Here is a 15,838-nt window from a genome sequence, read left to right as displayed (position 1 = left end):
GCTTCTCCTCTCGACCCCCGTCATGGCCGAACCAGATCCGTCCGCGGTCGTCGCCGCGGAGCGGGCCTTTGCGGCCGACGGCCTGGCGCACGGGATCAAGCGCTCGTTCCTGGCCCACTCGACGCCTGACGCGATCGTGTTCGCGCCCGATCCGACCCGGGTGCGCGACCTCTACGGTTCGCGTCCCGACAAGCCCCATCCGCCGCTGGTCTGGTGGCCGCTGTGGGCGGGGATATCCCGCTCCGGCGACCTCGGCTTCACCACCGGACCGAGCACCTTCGACGGCAAGGAGAACGGCTGGTACTTCACCGTCTGGGCCCGTCAGCCCGACGGCGGTTGGAAGTGGATCTACGACGGCGGCTCGCCCAGCGCCCACGGCGCGGCGGCCCCTCAGGGCTCGCCGCCCACATACCTGCCCCCCGCCACCGGACCGCAGACCAACGCGGCCGCCGCGATGAGCGCCGTTCAGGCGGCCGAGGCGGACCTGGCCACGACCGCCGCCAGCGACCTCGCGGCGGCCTATCGCGCCGCCCTCGCCCCCGACGCCCGCGTCACCGGATCCTCGTCCGTCCCCGCGACCACCCCGACCGCGGTGAAGGCGGAGCTGGACCGCCGGCCCCCCGCCATCGCCTTCGTCCCGTTGGGAGGCCGCGCCTCGACGGGCGGCGATCTGGTGTGGACCTATGGCGAGGCCCGCTGGACGGAAGGCCCGAAAGATCGCCGCGGGCACTATGTCCGCATCTGGCAGAGCCGCGCCGACGGCTGGCGGCTCGTCTTCGATCAGATTCTTCCTGTCGCAGGCGCCCCGGCATGACTATCTAGCGGCCCATGACTGAGTTCTCTCCCCGCGAAATCGTCTCCGAGCTCGACCGCTATATCGTCGGCCATCCGGACGCGAAGAAGGCTGTCGCCGTCGCCTTGCGCAATCGTTGGCGCCGTCGCCGCGTGCCCGCCGACCTGCGCGACGAGGTGACGCCGAAGAACATCCTGATGATCGGCCCGACCGGCGTCGGCAAGACCGAGATCGCCCGCCGGCTGGCGCGGCTGGCCCAGGCCCCGTTCCTGAAGGTCGAAGCCACCAAGTTCACTGAGGTCGGCTATGTCGGCCGCGACGTCGACCAGATCATCCGCGACCTGGTGGAAAGCGCCATGGCCATGGTCCGGGACAAGCGTCGGGCCGGCGTACGCGCCCGCGCCGAGGCCGCCGCCGAGGAACGCATTCTCGACGCCCTGACCGGCCCCGGCTCCACCGCCGCGCGCGAGAGCTTCCGCAAGAAGCTGCGGGCCGGCGAACTGAACGACAAGGAAGTCGAGCTGACTCTCTCGGACACCGGCGGCGGCTTGCCGATGTTCGACATTCCCGGCCAGCCCGGCGCCCAGATGGGCATGCTCAATCTCGGCGAGATGATGGGCAAGGCCTTCGGCGGCCGCACCAAGACCCACAAGACCACCGTCGCCGGCGCCCACGCGCCGCTGATCGCCGAGGAAAGCGACAAGCTGCTCGACCAGGAGGCCCTGACCCAGGAAGCCCTGGAGCTGGCCGAGAACAACGGCATCGTCTTCCTGGACGAAATCGACAAGGTCGCGTCCAACCGCGATCGCGCCGGCGCCGACGTCAGCCGCGAAGGGGTTCAGCGCGACCTGCTGCCGCTGATCGAGGGCACCACCGTCTCGACCAAGTACGGGCCGGTCAAGACCGACCACATCCTGTTCATCGCCTCTGGCGCGTTCCACGTGGCCAAGCCTTCGGACCTGCTGCCAGAGCTGCAGGGCCGTCTGCCGATCCGCGTCGAACTGAAGGCCCTGAGCCGCGACGACTTCCGCCGCATCCTCACCGAGCCTGAGGCCAACCTCATCCGCCAGCACCAGGCGCTGCTCGCCACCGAAGGCGTGACCCTCACCTTCACCGAGGACGCCATCGACGCCCTGGCCGACGCTGCGGTGACCGTGAACGGCAGCGTCGAGAACATCGGCGCGCGACGGCTGCAGACCGTGCTGGAAAAGGTGCTCGAAGAGGTCAGCTACACCGCCTCGGACCGCGATGGCGAGACCATCAACATCGACGCGGCCTATGTAAAGGACCGCATCGGCGGCCTGGCCCAGAACACGGACCTTAGCCGCTTCATTCTCTGACCCAGGGTTTTCCCTAGGCCGGGCGAGGACTTGACCCCCTTGCCCGACGGCCGCGCGGGGCTCTCAATCGCGGCGACGCCGCAGGGAGGCCCCGCATGCAGGTCGAACTCGCCGAAGAGCGCATCTTCCGCATCGCCGACCGGTTCAGTCTGGAGCACGCCGAGGGCCGCGCCTGGGCCAAGCGTCTGGAGGCGTTCGGGGCCCTGGCGCGGGTCACCGGCCTGTTCAGCCAGCCCAAGGACGACGAGTTCGCGGTCATCTACCGCGAGCGGCGGCTGCAGCCGTTCTGGCGCATCGCTGTCTCGACGGCCACGGCCTACAAGCGGCGACGCAGCTATACGGTGGCCGTCGCGCCGGAAGTCCGCCAGGTCGACCTCGACGGCAAGGCGTTCGACGCCGCCGACGGCCGGTTCCTGCTCGAAGGACTGGAATCCTGCCGCGAGGAGGCCCGCCGCGAGGTGTTCGTCGACGGCCTGAGCAAACAGGCGACCCCTGCCCTGGCGACCTATCTGCAGCACGACGCGGTCGAGACCGACGCCGAGACCCTGGCCAAGGCGACCGCCGAGGGTATGGTGGTCGTGCCGCCTCAGGCCAAGGCCTCGATGGTGGTCCGCGACGTCGTCGCCGCGGCGATCGGCAAGATCGACGCCGACACCGTCACAGAAGAGCTGGTGCGGGTCGAGGCTGTCGACCTCTACTACCGGCCGATCCACGCGTTCCGCTACCGGCGCGCAGACAAGGAGGCGGTGGTCGAGTTCGACGCCGTCACCGGCGAGGCCCGGGTCGGCGGCGCGACCTTCGAGCAGTACCTGGGCAAGGCGCTGGACCCGCGTTTCCTGCTCGACGTCGGCGCCGAGACGCTGAACTTCGTGGTGCCGGGCGCGAACCTCGCCAAGCTGATCATCGTCAAGGGCATGGAGATGAAGGGCATGCGCCCTTCCTGAGGTCAGCCGCGGCGCGCGTCGTAGATCGCCCGCTCCAGGGCGCGGGCGAAGTCGGCCCGCTCCACCGGGCTCAGCGCCTGCGCAACCGAGGCGTGGCGGCCGGACATCGCCACCCGCACGCCGTGAACGACATCGTCCTCGTCGATCTCCAGCGCCACCCGGGTGAAGGCGGTCGGGCTTTCCCAGATCACTTCGCTGGACTTCGGCGTCTCGCGCACCACCCGCACCTCGCGCGCGGTGACCAGCACCCGCTCGATCTTCTTGGCGGCCGCATAGCTGGCGGCGAAGGCGGCGATCACGGCCAGCACGTCGAGCCCGAGGAACACCGGCACGAAGGTGGCGCCCATCGACAGAAACACGCCGGCCGCCACGCAGTTGAACAGCGTGACGATACCGATCAGCACCACGAACCCCCGCTGCGACAGCGAGCGGTTCGGCGTGATCACGGCGTCCATGTAGACGAGGCCATCCATTGGGCGTCCAATCTAACGCCGAAATCGGACGCGAAAAGCCCGCACCTCTTGGCGAGGCGGCCGGGCCGGGCGATGTTCGCCCCGCCATGGCCAAGCCCGTCACCAAGAAGCGCGTCTCGCCCGCGGAGAAAGCCCGCGTCGAGGAACTGTTCCACCGGTTCGAGTCGCTGAGCGACGATCCCCGCACCGAGCTGCATTACGACAGCCCCTACACCCTGGTGGTGGCGGTGGCGCTGTCGGCCCAGGCCACCGACGTCGGGGTCAACAAGGCGACCGCCAAGCTGTTCCCCGTCGCCCACACGCCGGAAGACATGCTGGCGCTCGGCGAGGAAGGGCTGATCCCGTACATCAACTCGATCGGCCTCTTCCGCACCAAGGCCAAGAACGTCATCGCCGCGGCCAAGATCATCGTCGAGCAGCATGGCGGCGAGGTGCCGTTGAACCGCGAGGACCTGATGGCCCTGCCCGGCGTCGGGCGAAAGACCGCCAGCGTGGTGCTGAACGAGCTGGGGGTGGAGCCGGCCATCGCCGTCGACACCCACGTCTTCCGCGTCGCCCACCGGCTGAAGCTGTCGGTCGGCAAGACCCCCGACCAGGTCGAGGCCGACCTCATGGCCCTCGTCCCGGCGCCCTACCTGACCCGCGCCCACCACTGGCTGATCCTGCACGGCCGCTACACCTGCCTCGCCCGGCGACCCAAGTGCGAGGAGTGCCAGGTGGCCGACCTGTGCCCGTCGAAGATCCTGTTCAGCCGCGCGACGTGACGCCATGGCCAACCATCTGCCGCTCAACGCCCTGCGGGTCTTCGAGGCCTGCGCCCGCCACGGCAGCTTCCTGAGCGCGGCGGACGAGCTCGCGATCACCCCCGGAGCGGTCTCGCGGCACATAAAGGGGCTGGAGGCGGAGCTCGAGACCCGGCTGTTCGACCGCTTCAACCGCGCGGTGCGGCTGACCGCCGCCGGCGAACAGTTGTCCGTCGGCGTGCGTCAGGGGCTCTCGACCATCCAATCGGCGGTCGACGCCGTGCGCTCCAAGCGCGACGCGCCGCTGGTGGTGACGGTGCTGCATTCTCTGGCCGCCCGCTGGCTGGTGCCGCGGCTGCATGACTTCCAACGCCGCTATCCGGAGGTCCAGATCCTGGTCGCCGCCTCGGACCATGCGGCCGACCTGGCGCGCGAGAACATCGACGTCGCCATCCGCCTGGGGCGAGGCCCCTATCCCGGCCTGCACGTCACCCACCTGTTCGACACCCTCATGACCCCGGTGTGCAGCCCCGGCCTCGTCGAGAAGCACGGACCCTTCAACCACCCAAACGATCTGCGCGGCGTGACCTTGCTGCACGACGTACTGATGCTGCCGGAAGAGCCGGACTGGGCTGACTGGCTGACCGCCGCCGGGGCCGACCGGGTCGATCCCAATCCGGGACCGCGCTTCTCCAACACCTACCTCGCGGTCGAGGCGGCGTTGGCCGATCGCGGCCTGGCCTTCGCGCACAAGGCCATGGTGATCGACGATCTGGCCAATGGCCGGCTGGTGCAGCCCTTCGACCTGTCGCTGCCCAGTCCGTTCAGCCACTGGGTGCTGTCGCTGCCGGAAAAAGCCGAGCAGCCCAACATACGGCGCTTCCGCAGCTGGCTGCTGGAACAGGCCCTGGCCGACGGCTTGACCGATCCCGATTGATCCAAAGTCAACTGACCGGCGCTAAGCTCGTTTGTCGCACCGCAACAAAAGAGCGAGATGGAGGGCGTCCGCCGCTGTAGGAGCCTCCCCGTGACCTGCACCTATCCTCAATCGATTGAATTTTCGCGCACTGACATGCTGCGCGACATCATCCTCGTCTTCGCTGTCGCTGTGATCGCCTCCCCCGCGGTGATCGCGCTTATCGGCGCGGCCTGACGAGCGCGGGCCGGCCCCCTTCCTCCAGCCGGCCCGCCCCCCTTCTTCCGTGCACGGCGAGACTCCTGGCGCACGGCTTGCAATGATCGGGGCGTGCCGCCCCCGCCCAAACCCATCTCAGGACGACGACCGACCCTGCGCCTGCCGCGGGTGAACTGGCGCGCGGCCGTCCTGACCGTGGCGATCCTCGCCAATCTGGGCCTCGGCGGCTGGTTCGCCTTCGACCGGGCCTTCCTGCAGGACCTGCCCGTCGTCCCGGACAAGGAAGCGCTATGGTCGATGGGCCGCCCGCCCGGCCTGACCTTCCTGGGGCCTGACGGCGAGGTGGTCGGCCGGCGCGGTCCGCGCCACGGTCCGCCCGCGCGCCTGTCGCAGATGCCCCAGCACGTGCCGCTGGCGTTCCTGGCGATCGAGGATCGCCGCTTCTACCAGCACGGGGCCATGGATCTGCGCGGCGTGCTTCGCGCGCTCAGCGTCAATGTCCGCGCCGGCGGGGTCGTCGAGGGCGGCTCGACGATCAGCCAGCAGCTGGCCCGCAACCTGTTCCTGACCCCCGACCAGACCCTGCGCCGCAAGGTCCAGGAGGTGCTGCTCGCCGCTCGGCTCGAACGGATGATGAGCAAGGACGAGCTCCTCGAACTCTACCTCAACCGGATCTATTTCGGCGGCCGCGCCTATGGACTGTCAGCCGCGGCGGAGACCTATTTCGGCAAAGCTCCGCAGGATCTCACCCTGGCCGAGGCCGCCGTGCTGGCGGCCTTGCCCCGGGCGCCCTCGCGCCTGTCTCCGGCCAACGCTCCCGAGGCCGCCTGGGCCCGCGGTCAATTGGTGCTGGAGCGCCTGGGCGAAATGGACTGGATCGAGCCGGCCCTGGCCGCGCGGACAGCCGCCGGCCCGCCCCCTCCCCTCGCCCGGCTGGCCGCCGACGGCGAAGGCGATATGGCCTGGGTGTTCGACGCCGCCGCCGCCGAGGCGCGCCAGCGGCTGGGCGGGTCGACCCCCGATCTTGTCATCCAGCTGACCGTCGATCCCAAGGCCCAAGCTATCGCCGGCCACATCGTCCGCCGCACCATGGCGCGCGAGGGCTATCGCCGGGGCGCCCATCAGGCCGCGCTGGTGGCCTTGACCCCCGACGGCGCGATCCGCGCCATGATCGGCGGGGTCGACCACGCCGCCAGCCCGTTCAACCGCGTCACCCAGGCCCGCCGCCAACCCGGCTCGGCCTTCAAGCCCATCGTGTGGGCCGCGGCGCTCGACCGCGGCGTGAGGCCGATGGATTGGCGCCGGGACGCGCCGATCCGCATCGGCTCGTGGACCCCCGGCAACTACGGCGGCGGCTATCATGGCGAGATTTCCGTGCAGCGCGCCCTGCAACTCTCGATCAACACCGTCGCCGTGCGGCTGGCGCGCGAGGCCGGGCTCGGCGAGGTGGGCGCGCTCGCCCGCCGCTTCGGGCTGACCGGCATCCCCGAGCACCCCGGCGGCTCCATCGCGCTTGGAGCCTACGAGGTCACGCCGCTGGAACTCGCCGGGGCCTACCAGGTGCTGCAGACCGGCGGCGGCAAGACCTCGCCCTACCTGGTGTCGAAGATCACGGACGCCCGCGGCAAGCTGCTGTTCGTCCGTCCGCCCAGCGCCGCGGTTCCGGTCTACCCGACCTACCAGGCCGCCCAGATGGTTCAGATGATGCGCGGCGTGATCCTCGCCGGCACCGGCCGCGAGGCTGCGTTCGGACGGCTGGCGGCGGCCAAGACCGGCACCAGTCAGGATCACCGCGACGCCTGGTTCGTCGGCTTCACGCCGGACTGGCTGTGCGCGGTATGGGTCGGCAACGACGACAGCCGCCCGACCGGCCGCATCACCGGCGGCCAGGTCCCCGCCCATATCTGGCGGGACTTCATGGCCGGCGCCCATCGCGGCCTGCCCGACGTCGAGTTCGCCTGGTTCCCGGCCCTGCCGCCGCCGCTCTATGTCGAGGAGCCTGAGCCGCCAGCCCCGCTGCGCGACGCCTTCGGGCCGGTGCGGCGCAACGCCATGGCGCGCGAGGTGGAAGAGCAGCCCGCCGAGATCGAGCCGACCCCGGCGGACTGGTCGCAGATTCCCTACTGACCGGTCAGGTGATGCGCTTGACGCTCACCGGGTCGCTGCTCGGGAAGCTTTCCTCCAGGCCTTCGTCCAGCAGCGCTTCCTGCCGGTCCTCGGCGTCCTTCTGCTTTTCCGCCAGCTGGTCGTGCTTTTCATTCTCGTCCAGCGTCCGGCCGGCGGGCCGGGCGTGCGGCGCTTCGCTCTTGTGATCGGCCATTTGCGGGCGGCCCTCGACGGCGGCGTCCGCCGCTGCGGCGCCCGAGCCGATCGCCTGGCCGCTGGTCTTGGGTTTGTCGCGCTTCAATATCGACATTGCGGTCCTCCGGTTGCCCAGGATGAACTCATGGGATCAGACCCGGTTGCGGCCGATGCGCCGCCTGCGTTGCCCCGAAAGGGCTTTCCCTGTAGGAGGCGAGCCTGATTTCAGCGAAAGCCAACCTTCCCCGCATGACCGAGCTCTACGACGTCGCCGCCATCGGCAACGCCATCGTCGACGTGATCGCCCCGGCGACCGACGACTTCCTCACCCAGCAGGGCATGGACAAGGGCGCCATGATGCTGGTCGACGAGCAGCGCAGCGCGGCGCTCTACGCCGCCATGCAGGCCGGGGTCGAAGCCTCGGGCGGCTCGGCCGCCAACACCGTCGCGGGCCTGGCCTCATTCGGCGGCCGCGGCGCCTTCCTCGGCAAGGTCGCCGACGACCAACTCGGCAAGGTCTTCACTCATGACATGCGTGCGATCGGCGCCCATTTCGACACCGCCCCGCTGCTGAACGGCAAGGCGACGGCGGTGTCGATGATCAACGTCACGCCGGACGGCGAGCGGACGATGTCGACCTTTCTGGGCGCCTCGACCGAGTTCGCCTCCGACGACATCGACCCGGCGGTCATCGAGGCGGCCAAGATCGTCTACCTGGAAGGCTACCTGTTCGACGCCGAGGCCGCGCGCCACGCCTTCGCCAAGGCCGCCGGCCTGGCCCGCGCCGCAGGTCGCATGATCGCCATCACCCTGTCGGACGGCTTCGTGGTCGAGCGCCACCGCGAGGCTCTGCTCGGCTTCCTGGAAACCCAGGTCGACCTGGTCTTCGCCAACGCCACCGAGGTGGCCTCGCTGTTCCAGACCGACGACTTCGACGCCGCGGTCGACGCGCTGCGCTCGAAGGTCAAGATCGCCGCGGTCACGCGCAGCGCCCAGGGCTCGGTCATCGCCGCCGGCGGCGAGACCTTCGAGGTTTCGGCCTTCCCGGTCGAGAAAGTCATGGACACGACGGGCGCGGGCGACCAATACGCAGCCGGGTTCATGTATGGCCTCGCCACCGGCCGGCCGCTCAACGTCTGCGGCCAGCTCGGATCGCTGGCGGCGGCCGAGGTGATCTCGCACTATGGCCCGAGGCCGCTGGTCAGCCTCAAGGACCTCGCGGCTTCGAAAGGACTCTAACGGATGGCCCGCACCGCGGAAGTGGTCCGCAACACCAAGGAGACCCAGATCACGGTTCGCGTAGATCTGGACGGCTCCGGCGTGGCTGACGTCGAGACCGGCGTCGGCTTCTTCGACCACATGCTCGACAGCTTCGCCCGCTTCGCCGGCGTCGATCTCCATGTCCGCACCAAGGGCGACCTGCACATCGACTTCCACCACACCGTGGAAGACACCGGCATCGTCCTCGGCCAGGCGATCAACAAGGCGCTGGACGGCTTCAAGGGCATCCGCCGCTTCGGTCACGGCTACGTACCGATGGACGAGACGCTGACCCGCTGCGCCCTCGACCTCTGCAACCGGCCCTATCTGATCTGGAAGGTCGCCTTCAAGACCCAGAAGATCGGCGATTTCGACACCGAGCTCTTCAAGGAGTTCCACCAGGCGTTCGCCATGCATTCCGGCGCCTGCGTGCACATCGAGACCCTGTACGGCGACAACAGCCACCACATCGCCGAAAGCGGTTTCAAGGCGCTGGGCCTCGCCCTGCGCGCAGCCGTCGAACTCGACCCCAAGTCCCATGGTCGCGCCCCGTCGACCAAGGGCGTCCTGTAGGAAAGTATACCCTATGCAGAGCGTCGCCCTGATCGACTACGGGTCGGGCAACCTGCGCTCGGCCGAAAAGGCCCTCGTCCGCGCTGCGGCGGGAACGAGCCAGATCGTCGTCACCAGCGATCCCGAAATCGTGGCCGCCGCCGACCGGGTCGTGCTGCCCGGCGTCGGCGCCTTCGCCGCGTGCATGAAGGCCTTGTCCGAGCGCCCCGGCCTGATCGAAGCCATGACCGAGGCGGTCCAGGTGAAGGGACGCCCCTTCCTTGGCGTCTGCGTCGGCATGCAGCTGCTGGCCACCCGCGGACTGGAGTTCGGCGAGACCCCCGGCCTCGGCTGGATCCCCGGCGACGTCCGCCGCGTCGAGCCGAACGACCCCGCCGCCAAGATCCCGCACATGGGCTGGAACACCCTGATCGACCCGCACGGCCCGGCGCCGATCGCCGGCGTCGGCGAGGCCCCCATGTACTTCACCCATTCGTTCGCCTTCTTCCCGGACGATCCCGCTGACGTCGCCGCCTATGTCGACCACGGCGGCAAGTTCCCCGCCGCCGTCGCCAAGGGCCATGTCGCGGGCGTACAATTTCACCCTGAAAAGTCGCAAAGCGCCGGCCTCGCCCTGCTGGCGCGTTTCCTGGAGTGGCGACCGTGATCCTCTATCCGGCCATCGATCTCAAAGACGGCCAGTGCGTCCGTGTCCTGCACGGCGACCTCGACACCGCCACGGTGTTCAACAACTCGCCCGCCGCCCAGGCGGCCAGCTTCGTCGAAGCCGGCTTCCACTGGGTCCACGTCGTCGACCTGAACGGCGCGGTGCAGGGCAAGGCCGTCAATGAGAAAGCCGTCGAGGCGATCCTCGAAGCCGTCTCGATCCCGGTCCAGCTCGGCGGCGGCATCCGCAGCCTGAAGGACGTCGAGCGCTGGATCGAAGCCGGCGTGTCGCGGGTCATCCTCGGCACCGTCGCGGTCACCGAACCCGAGATCGTCCGCGAGGCCGCCCGCCTGTGGCCCGAACAGATCGCCGTCTCCGTCGACGTCCGCGCCGGCAAGGTCGCGACCCAGGGCTGGACCGAAAGCTCCGACCTTGACGCGGTCACCGTCGCCAAGCGCTTCGAGGACGCCGGCGTCGGCGCTCTGATCATCACCGACATCGACCGGGACGGCACGGTCATGGGCTTCAATGTCGAGGCCTTCGGCGCCATCGCCGACGCCGTGGCCATCCCGGTCATCGCCGCCGGCGGCCTGGCCACCATCGACGACATCGTCAAGATCAAGGCCCGCAAGGGCGTGCCGATCGCCGGGGCCGTGCTCGGTCGCGCGCTCTACAACGGCGCGATCAATCCGGAAGAAGCCCTCAAGGTCGCCGCCTAAGGAAACTGGAAGAGATGCTCAAGGTTCGCGTCATTCCCTGCCTGGACGTCAAGGACGGCCGCGTCGTGAAGGGCGTGAACTTCGTCTCGCTGCGCGACGCCGGCGACCCGGTCGAACAGGCCACCGCCTATGACGCCGCCGGCGCCGACGAGCTGATGTTCCTCGACATCACCGCCAGCCACGAGCGCCGTGGCGCGATCCTCGACGTCATCGCCCGCACCGCCGACGTCTGCTTCATGCCGCTCAGCGTCGGCGGCGGCATCCGCCAGGTCGAGGACGCCCGCCGGCTGCTGCTGGCCGGGGCCGACAAAATCAGCGTCAACACCGCCGCGGTCGAGGACCCGGACCTGATCAGCGCCTGCGCCGACGCCTTCGGCTCCCAGGCCGTGGTCGTCGCCATCGACGCCAAGCGCACCGCTGACGGCTGGAAGGTGTTCACCTACGGCGGCCGCACCGACACCGGCCTCGACGTGGTTGAGTACGCGGTCAACGCCGTGAAGCGCGGAGCAGGGGAGATCCTGCTCACCTCGATGGACCGCGACGGCGCCAAGACCGGCTACGACCTCGACCTGCTGAAGGCCGTGACCAGCGCGGTCAACGTGCCGGTCATCGCTTCGGGCGGAGCTGGAAACGCCCAGCACATGGTCGATGCGGTCATCAAGGGCGGGGCCGACGCCGTGCTGGCCGCCTCGATCTTCCATTTCGGCGAGGTCTCCGTCGCGGAGGTGAAGCGCGAGATGGCCAAGGCCCACATTCCGGTCCGCATCACGGAGGCCGCATGAGCCGCTTCTCCGAGACCCTCGAGCGGCTGGCCGCCACCATCGAGGCCCGCAAGGGCGCCGATCCGGCCAGTTCTTATACCGCCAAGCTCTTGTCGGAGGGCGTCGAGCGTTCAGCCAAGAAGTTCGGCGAGGAAGCCGTTGAGGCGGTGATCGCCGCCGCCCAGGGCGACCAGGATGGCCTGGCCGCCGAGAGCGCTGATCTGATCTATCACTGGCTCGTTCTGCTGGCCCGCGCCGGCGTCAGCCTCGACGACGTCGCCGCTAAGCTCGAAGCCCGCGAGGGCGCCTCGGGCTTGGCCGAAAAGGCCTCACGTCCAAAGTAAATCCTCCCGCTGGCGGTGCGGCTCAGGAGGCGGCGTTCCAGCGCATCTTCATATAGATGTCGCCATCCTCGAGTTCGTCGAGCATCTGGGCCAGGCGCTTCTGGCGGGTTTCCGGCTTGCGGGCTCGGGTGATCCAGCCGAGGTAGTCGTTGCGCTGGAATGGCGGACGGCCTTCGTAGGCATTGACCAGGCCGCGGGCCTCGAGGGCCTGGCGCACGTCGTCCGGCATCGGGTTCAGATCACGGCGCAGCGTCACGGACGTCCTCCCTCGCGCCGATAACGATCGACTACGGTGAAGGTTCTCGCAAACTCTATGTGTGCTTCAGTGCGGCAACACCAAGGTGTGGCTGACACCCGGACCGTCGCCCCGCGTGAGGGCGCCGCCAGTCTGGCGGGCGAAGCCTTCGACCAGCTTGCGGCCGAGCCCGCGGCTGTTGACCTCCGCGTCCGGCGGCATGCCGACCCCATTGTCGGCGACCGTCAACTCGCAGCCGACCTCGCTCTGCTTGAGGGAGACGAGGATGCGGCCCGTCCGGCCGGTCGGGAAGGCGTGCTTGGCCGCGTTGGTGACCAGCTCGTTGACCACCAATCCCACCGCCACCGCCCGATCGCGGTCGCACGGCCACGAGGTCAAACAGCTGTCGAGCCGCACGTCGCCGCTCAGCAGCAGACTGTCGGACAGGTTTTCGCACAGGTCGCCCAGATAGGCGCCGAGATCGATCGCGTCGCCGGCCTCGTCCGGCGAATAGAGATTGGCGTGGGCCTGGGCCATCGAGTGCACCCGCCGCAACGCGTCGGCCAGCGCCTGCTCGGTGCTCGCCGCAGACGCTCGTCGCCGCTGCATGTCGAGCAGGCTCTCGACCATCTGGAAATTGTTCTTCACCCGATGGTTCAGCTCGCGCAGCAGCAGGTCGCGGACCTCGAGCTTGGCGGCCCGCTCGGCCTCGGCCACCCGGTAGGACGTGCGGAACGCCTGGGCCACGGCGATCACCGCGACACCGCTCAACGCGTTCAGCACCAGCGCCACGCTCTCGCCGGCGGTCAGCGGGCCGAACCGGGCGGGAAACAGCACCACGTACCAGATGCCGAGCAGGATGATCGTCAGGCTGTAGATCCCCGAGCGCCACCCGGCGAGCAATGTCGCCAGCAGCACCAGCGGGTAGAGGAAGACGTAGGGCGGGGCGACAACGACCAGCGAAATCAGCGCCCGCAGCACGCCGGCCAACGCCGCGCATACGCAGGCGCAGACCCACTCGGTCACCCAAGTGGGGACGTCCGGCGCGAGTCTCTCGCGCAGATTGAGGTCACCCAGCCCAAGCATCGGTGACACAACGTCGGTCTCCATGCGGCCCGGTCAAGGCAAAATTCACCCTATAGGCGAATTTCCGTCAGAAACAGCTCTGCGGGTGTGCATGGATGCTGCTCGCGCCGATGGCGCAAGCGCTCCGGCAGGAGCATAGTCCCACCGTGCTCTCTCCCTTTCCATTTCTGCAGGCTGTAACCGAACGCGACCGCCGCTGGCCGCGGGTCGCGGCCATGGCCGCGGCGACGCCGGCGGCGGTGATGCTGCTGTCGTTGGTGTTCGCCATCGTGCTGGGCACGCTGACCGGCGGCGCAATGTTCGAGGACACCGGGGGGCCGCGGCTGCAGCGCTCCGCAATCTACGTGCTGCAGCTTGGGATCGGGCTCGGCGCAATGGGCCTGGCCGTGCTGCTGGCCGCCCGCTACGTGTTCGGCCGCCCGATCGCCACCTGGCTGACCGCGGCGCCCCGCTTCCGTTGGCGACTGCTGCTGGTTGGCGCGGCCCTGACCGTGGTCGGCGTCGGGGTGCTGATGGTTGCGGATCTCGTGCTCAATCCGCACGAGTTCCAGATGCCGATCTTCGACCCCGGCGCCGGGCTCGGCTTGAAGGCGTTCTACGCCCTCGCGGTGGTGGCGGGTCTGCTCGTCGCCGCGACGGCGGAGGAGGCGGTGTTCCGCGGCTACCTGTTGCAGCAGACCGCCGCCTTCACGCACAATGTCTGGGTGCTGATCGTGGTCAATGCGGCCGCGTTCGCCCTGGCCCATCTGGAGTTCGATCCCGGCGCGATGGCGGCTCGCGCCTTGGCCGGCGCGGCCTTCGCCTGGGCGGCGCTGCGGCTCGGCGGCCTGGAGTTCGCGATCGGCGCCCACGTCGCGACCAACCTGATGATCGCCTTCTTCCAGGCCCCGATGCTGCCTGACGATCCCGAGGTCACGGGCGGCCTCGACGAAACGCTCATCGAGGTGCTGCTGGCCTTCTACATGGTGGCGGTCGTCGAACTGGTGCGCCGCTCGCCGCGGCTGATGGCCCCGTTCGCGTCTACTTCTTCTCGAGCATGAGCTGGCCTTCCTTCTTCAGCCGGCCCTTCACCTTGTCGGCGATCATCGCGAAGAAAGGCGGCAGGTCGACCTCCATGCGCACCGCGTCATCGGCCACGTCCAGCCGGCCGGCGACCGCCTGACCCACGACCTTGGCGGCGAACGACAGACGGTCGCCCTCCCAGGTCCGGGTCAGCTTCACGCCTTCGCCGAACTGATGGATCAGCTTGCCGACGCCGTCTTCGATGCGTTGGCGCGCCTCGGCCTTGCCGAGTTCGTGCGGGATGGTGACGACGACGGGCTTGGCCATGGGCTGATCCTCCAGCCGCTTTAACGAGCGAGCGGCGCAACCGCTCCAACGGAAGGTTGACCGTTGATCGCCTCGGACATCGTGGCCTGACGCCGACGACGGCGCGCCGCTTAGCGCGCCGTCAAGATCCGCCTCAGGCGTCCTGGATCGCCGACAGCTTCCAGCCTTCGTTCGGGTGACGCACGAAGGTCCAGAGTTCGGTGGTCTCGGTCGGGCGATCGGCGTCGCCCTCGACCACAGCGCCGGTCTGCCGGTCGACCATCACGTCGATGCTCGAATAGCGCAGGGCGGCGGTGGCGTAGTCGACCGGGCCCTCACGCCAGGCCTCGGCCACGTCGCCTTCCAGCATCTTCACGTCGCGGACCTCGTTGCGGCGGCCGGCGGTGGCGTTCTGGCCCAGTTCCTCGGCCAGGTAGCCCATGATCTCCGGGGTCGTCCGCTCGCGGATCGCGGCGTAGTCCTCGCGGCCGAAGGCCTCCTGGATCTCGCGCAGCAGTCGCTCGAAGGTCTCGCGGTCGGCGCCGGTGACCGCGAAATCCTGGCCGAGATCGACCGGCGGGGCATAGGGCTGCGGCGCGGCGGCCGGCTGGGCCGGCTGCTGCATCTCGAAGGGCGAGCGGAACGCGGCATTGTTGGCCGCCGCGGCCTGCGCCGGCTTGCGGCGCGAGGCGAAGAAGCGGAACGCCAGCATCGCCACCAGCGCGATCGCCGCGATCTGCAGCAGGCCGCCCAGTATCCCGGCCATGCCGGCGCCGAAGCCGTGGCCCAGCAGCAGGCCGATCAGGCCGCCGAGCATCAGGCCGCGGACGAGCGGGTTGCCGAACAGGCCCGGCTTCGGCGCGGCGGCCGGGTTGGCGGCGTTCGGACGGGCGGCCGGCGCCGTGGTCGGCGCACCCGGCTGGCGCTCGGTCATCGAGCGCTGCACCGGCGCGGTCTGGGTCGGCGAGGTCTGGGTCGGAGGCGCCGCCTGGTGGGTGCGCGCCCCGCGGCTGCCGAAGCTGCCCCCGCGACGGGCGTCCGCCTCGGTCACGAGCGCCAGCCCCATGGCCAGCGACAGGCCGCTGACGGCGAAGATCTTCGGAAGTCGGGAAGTCAAAGCAGCGTTTCCTTTTTAGTTGTCCGCGCGCATATCGTGCGCCAGGGCCTGGATTTCCAG

The 15,838-nt window shown here is 69.4% G+C and carries 20 protein-coding genes; 14 read left to right on the top strand and 6 right to left on the bottom strand.

Features of this window, described 5'->3' with window-relative positions:
- Positions 1-22: 22 nt before the first annotated feature.
- From GGQ61_RS17195 to GGQ61_RS17185, 3 genes are all read left to right on the top strand, one after another.
- Positions 23-814, top strand: coding sequence for a nuclear transport factor 2 family protein (locus GGQ61_RS17195; RefSeq protein WP_183775517.1), 792 nt, complete (start codon positions 23-25; stop codon positions 812-814).
- A gap of 14 nt (positions 815-828) precedes the next feature.
- Positions 829-2,133 (top strand): ATP-dependent protease ATPase subunit HslU, encoded by a 1,305-nt coding sequence (gene hslU, locus GGQ61_RS17190; RefSeq protein WP_183775515.1) that lies wholly within the window; start codon positions 829-831, stop codon positions 2,131-2,133.
- A 95-nt stretch (positions 2,134-2,228) separates the two neighbouring features.
- Positions 2,229-3,077 carry a hypothetical protein gene (locus GGQ61_RS17185; protein WP_183775513.1) on the top strand — a complete coding sequence of 283 codons (849 nt, stop codon included), beginning with the start codon at positions 2,229-2,231 and terminating at the stop codon, positions 3,075-3,077.
- Positions 3,078-3,079: 2 nt separating this feature from the next.
- Here the strand turns inward: GGQ61_RS17185 and GGQ61_RS17180 are convergent, their stop codons facing one another.
- The gene (locus GGQ61_RS17180; protein ID WP_183775511.1) at positions 3,080-3,550 is read right to left on the bottom strand and encodes a DUF2244 domain-containing protein; all 471 of its coding nucleotides are present in this window, start codon (positions 3,548-3,550) and stop codon (positions 3,080-3,082) included.
- An 86-nt stretch (positions 3,551-3,636) separates the two neighbouring features.
- Between GGQ61_RS17180 and nth the strand changes: the two genes are divergently transcribed.
- The 4 genes from nth to GGQ61_RS17165 all read left to right on the top strand — a co-directional run bounded on the left by nth (position 3,637) and on the right by GGQ61_RS17165 (position 7,555).
- The gene (gene nth, locus GGQ61_RS17175) at positions 3,637-4,314 is read left to right on the top strand and encodes an endonuclease III (protein WP_183775509.1); all 678 of its coding nucleotides are present in this window, start codon (positions 3,637-3,639) and stop codon (positions 4,312-4,314) included.
- Between the two features lie 4 nt (positions 4,315-4,318).
- Positions 4,319-5,230, top strand: coding sequence for a transcriptional regulator GcvA (gene gcvA, locus GGQ61_RS17170; RefSeq protein ID WP_183775507.1), 912 nt, complete (start codon positions 4,319-4,321; stop codon positions 5,228-5,230).
- A 90-nt stretch (positions 5,231-5,320) separates the two neighbouring features.
- Positions 5,321-5,446, top strand: coding sequence for a hypothetical protein (locus GGQ61_RS22510; protein WP_281372716.1), 126 nt, complete (start codon positions 5,321-5,323; stop codon positions 5,444-5,446).
- Positions 5,447-5,539: 93 nt separating this feature from the next.
- On the top strand, positions 5,540-7,555 hold the full coding sequence (locus GGQ61_RS17165; RefSeq protein WP_183775504.1) for a PBP1A family penicillin-binding protein: 2,016 nt from the start codon (positions 5,540-5,542) through the stop codon (positions 7,553-7,555).
- Between the two features lie 4 nt (positions 7,556-7,559).
- Here GGQ61_RS17165 and GGQ61_RS17160 read toward each other — a convergent pair whose 3' ends face one another.
- Complete coding sequence (locus GGQ61_RS17160; RefSeq protein ID WP_246371013.1) at positions 7,560-7,844, bottom strand: hypothetical protein; 285 nt, start codon at positions 7,842-7,844, stop codon at positions 7,560-7,562.
- Positions 7,845-7,978: 134 nt separating this feature from the next.
- Here GGQ61_RS17160 and GGQ61_RS17155 point away from each other — a divergent pair, with 134 nt between their 5' ends.
- The 6 genes from GGQ61_RS17155 to GGQ61_RS17130 are packed head-to-tail and all read left to right on the top strand — an operon-like array spanning position 7,979 to position 12,032.
- Positions 7,979-8,968: an adenosine kinase gene (locus tag GGQ61_RS17155; protein ID WP_183775502.1), complete on the top strand. Its 990-nt coding sequence runs from the start codon at positions 7,979-7,981 to the stop codon at positions 8,966-8,968.
- 3 nt (positions 8,969-8,971) lie between these two features.
- Positions 8,972-9,562, top strand: a complete 591-nt coding sequence (hisB, locus tag GGQ61_RS17150) for an imidazoleglycerol-phosphate dehydratase HisB (RefSeq protein ID WP_183775500.1) — start codon at positions 8,972-8,974, stop codon at positions 9,560-9,562.
- Between the two features lie 13 nt (positions 9,563-9,575).
- Positions 9,576-10,208 carry an imidazole glycerol phosphate synthase subunit HisH gene (gene hisH, locus GGQ61_RS17145; protein WP_183775497.1) on the top strand — a complete coding sequence of 211 codons (633 nt, stop codon included), beginning with the start codon at positions 9,576-9,578 and terminating at the stop codon, positions 10,206-10,208.
- Positions 10,205-10,927 carry a 1-(5-phosphoribosyl)-5-[(5-phosphoribosylamino)methylideneamino]imidazole-4-carboxamide isomerase gene (gene hisA, locus GGQ61_RS17140; RefSeq protein ID WP_183775711.1) on the top strand — a complete coding sequence of 241 codons (723 nt, stop codon included), beginning with the start codon at positions 10,205-10,207 and terminating at the stop codon, positions 10,925-10,927. Before hisH ends, hisA begins: the two co-directional genes overlap by 4 nt.
- A 14-nt stretch (positions 10,928-10,941) precedes the next feature.
- Positions 10,942-11,709, top strand: coding sequence for an imidazole glycerol phosphate synthase subunit HisF (hisF, locus tag GGQ61_RS17135; RefSeq protein ID WP_183775495.1), 768 nt, complete (start codon positions 10,942-10,944; stop codon positions 11,707-11,709).
- Entirely contained in the window at positions 11,706-12,032 is a 327-nt protein-coding gene (locus GGQ61_RS17130; protein WP_183775493.1) for a phosphoribosyl-ATP diphosphatase, read from the top strand. Before hisF ends, GGQ61_RS17130 begins: the two co-directional genes overlap by 4 nt.
- Positions 12,033-12,054: 22 nt before the next feature.
- Here the strand turns inward: GGQ61_RS17130 and GGQ61_RS17125 are convergent, their stop codons facing one another.
- Both GGQ61_RS17125 and GGQ61_RS17120 read right to left on the bottom strand, forming a co-directional pair.
- Complete coding sequence (locus tag GGQ61_RS17125; protein ID WP_343056169.1) at positions 12,055-12,288, bottom strand: YdeI/OmpD-associated family protein; 234 nt, start codon at positions 12,286-12,288, stop codon at positions 12,055-12,057.
- Between the two features lie 66 nt (positions 12,289-12,354).
- Positions 12,355-13,353, bottom strand: a complete 999-nt coding sequence (locus GGQ61_RS17120; RefSeq protein WP_246371035.1) for a sensor histidine kinase — start codon at positions 13,351-13,353, stop codon at positions 12,355-12,357.
- Between the two features lie 146 nt (positions 13,354-13,499).
- Here GGQ61_RS17120 and GGQ61_RS22650 point away from each other — a divergent pair, with 146 nt between their 5' ends.
- Positions 13,500-14,393: a CPBP family glutamic-type intramembrane protease gene (locus GGQ61_RS22650; protein ID WP_183775483.1), complete on the top strand. Its 894-nt coding sequence runs from the start codon at positions 13,500-13,502 to the stop codon at positions 14,391-14,393.
- Here GGQ61_RS22650 and GGQ61_RS17110 read toward each other — a convergent pair.
- Together GGQ61_RS17110 and GGQ61_RS17105 are read right to left on the bottom strand one after the other, a co-directional pair.
- A complete protein-coding gene (locus GGQ61_RS17110; protein ID WP_183775481.1) occupies positions 14,374-14,682 on the bottom strand; it encodes a polyhydroxyalkanoic acid system family protein in 309 nt (102 codons plus the stop codon). The genes GGQ61_RS22650 and GGQ61_RS17110 overlap by 20 nt on opposite strands.
- 133 nt (positions 14,683-14,815) lie before the next feature.
- Positions 14,816-15,778 (bottom strand): Tim44 domain-containing protein, encoded by a 963-nt coding sequence (locus GGQ61_RS17105; protein WP_221221085.1) that lies wholly within the window; start codon positions 15,776-15,778, stop codon positions 14,816-14,818.
- Between the last annotated feature and the right edge of the window lie 60 nt (positions 15,779-15,838).

Source organism: Phenylobacterium haematophilum (genome assembly GCF_014196295.1).
Classification (GTDB): Bacteria; Pseudomonadota; Alphaproteobacteria; order Caulobacterales; family Caulobacteraceae; genus Phenylobacterium; species Phenylobacterium haematophilum.
The sequence above is the reverse complement of the archived record's forward strand: the minus strand, read 5'-3'. Positions and strand labels throughout refer to the sequence as shown.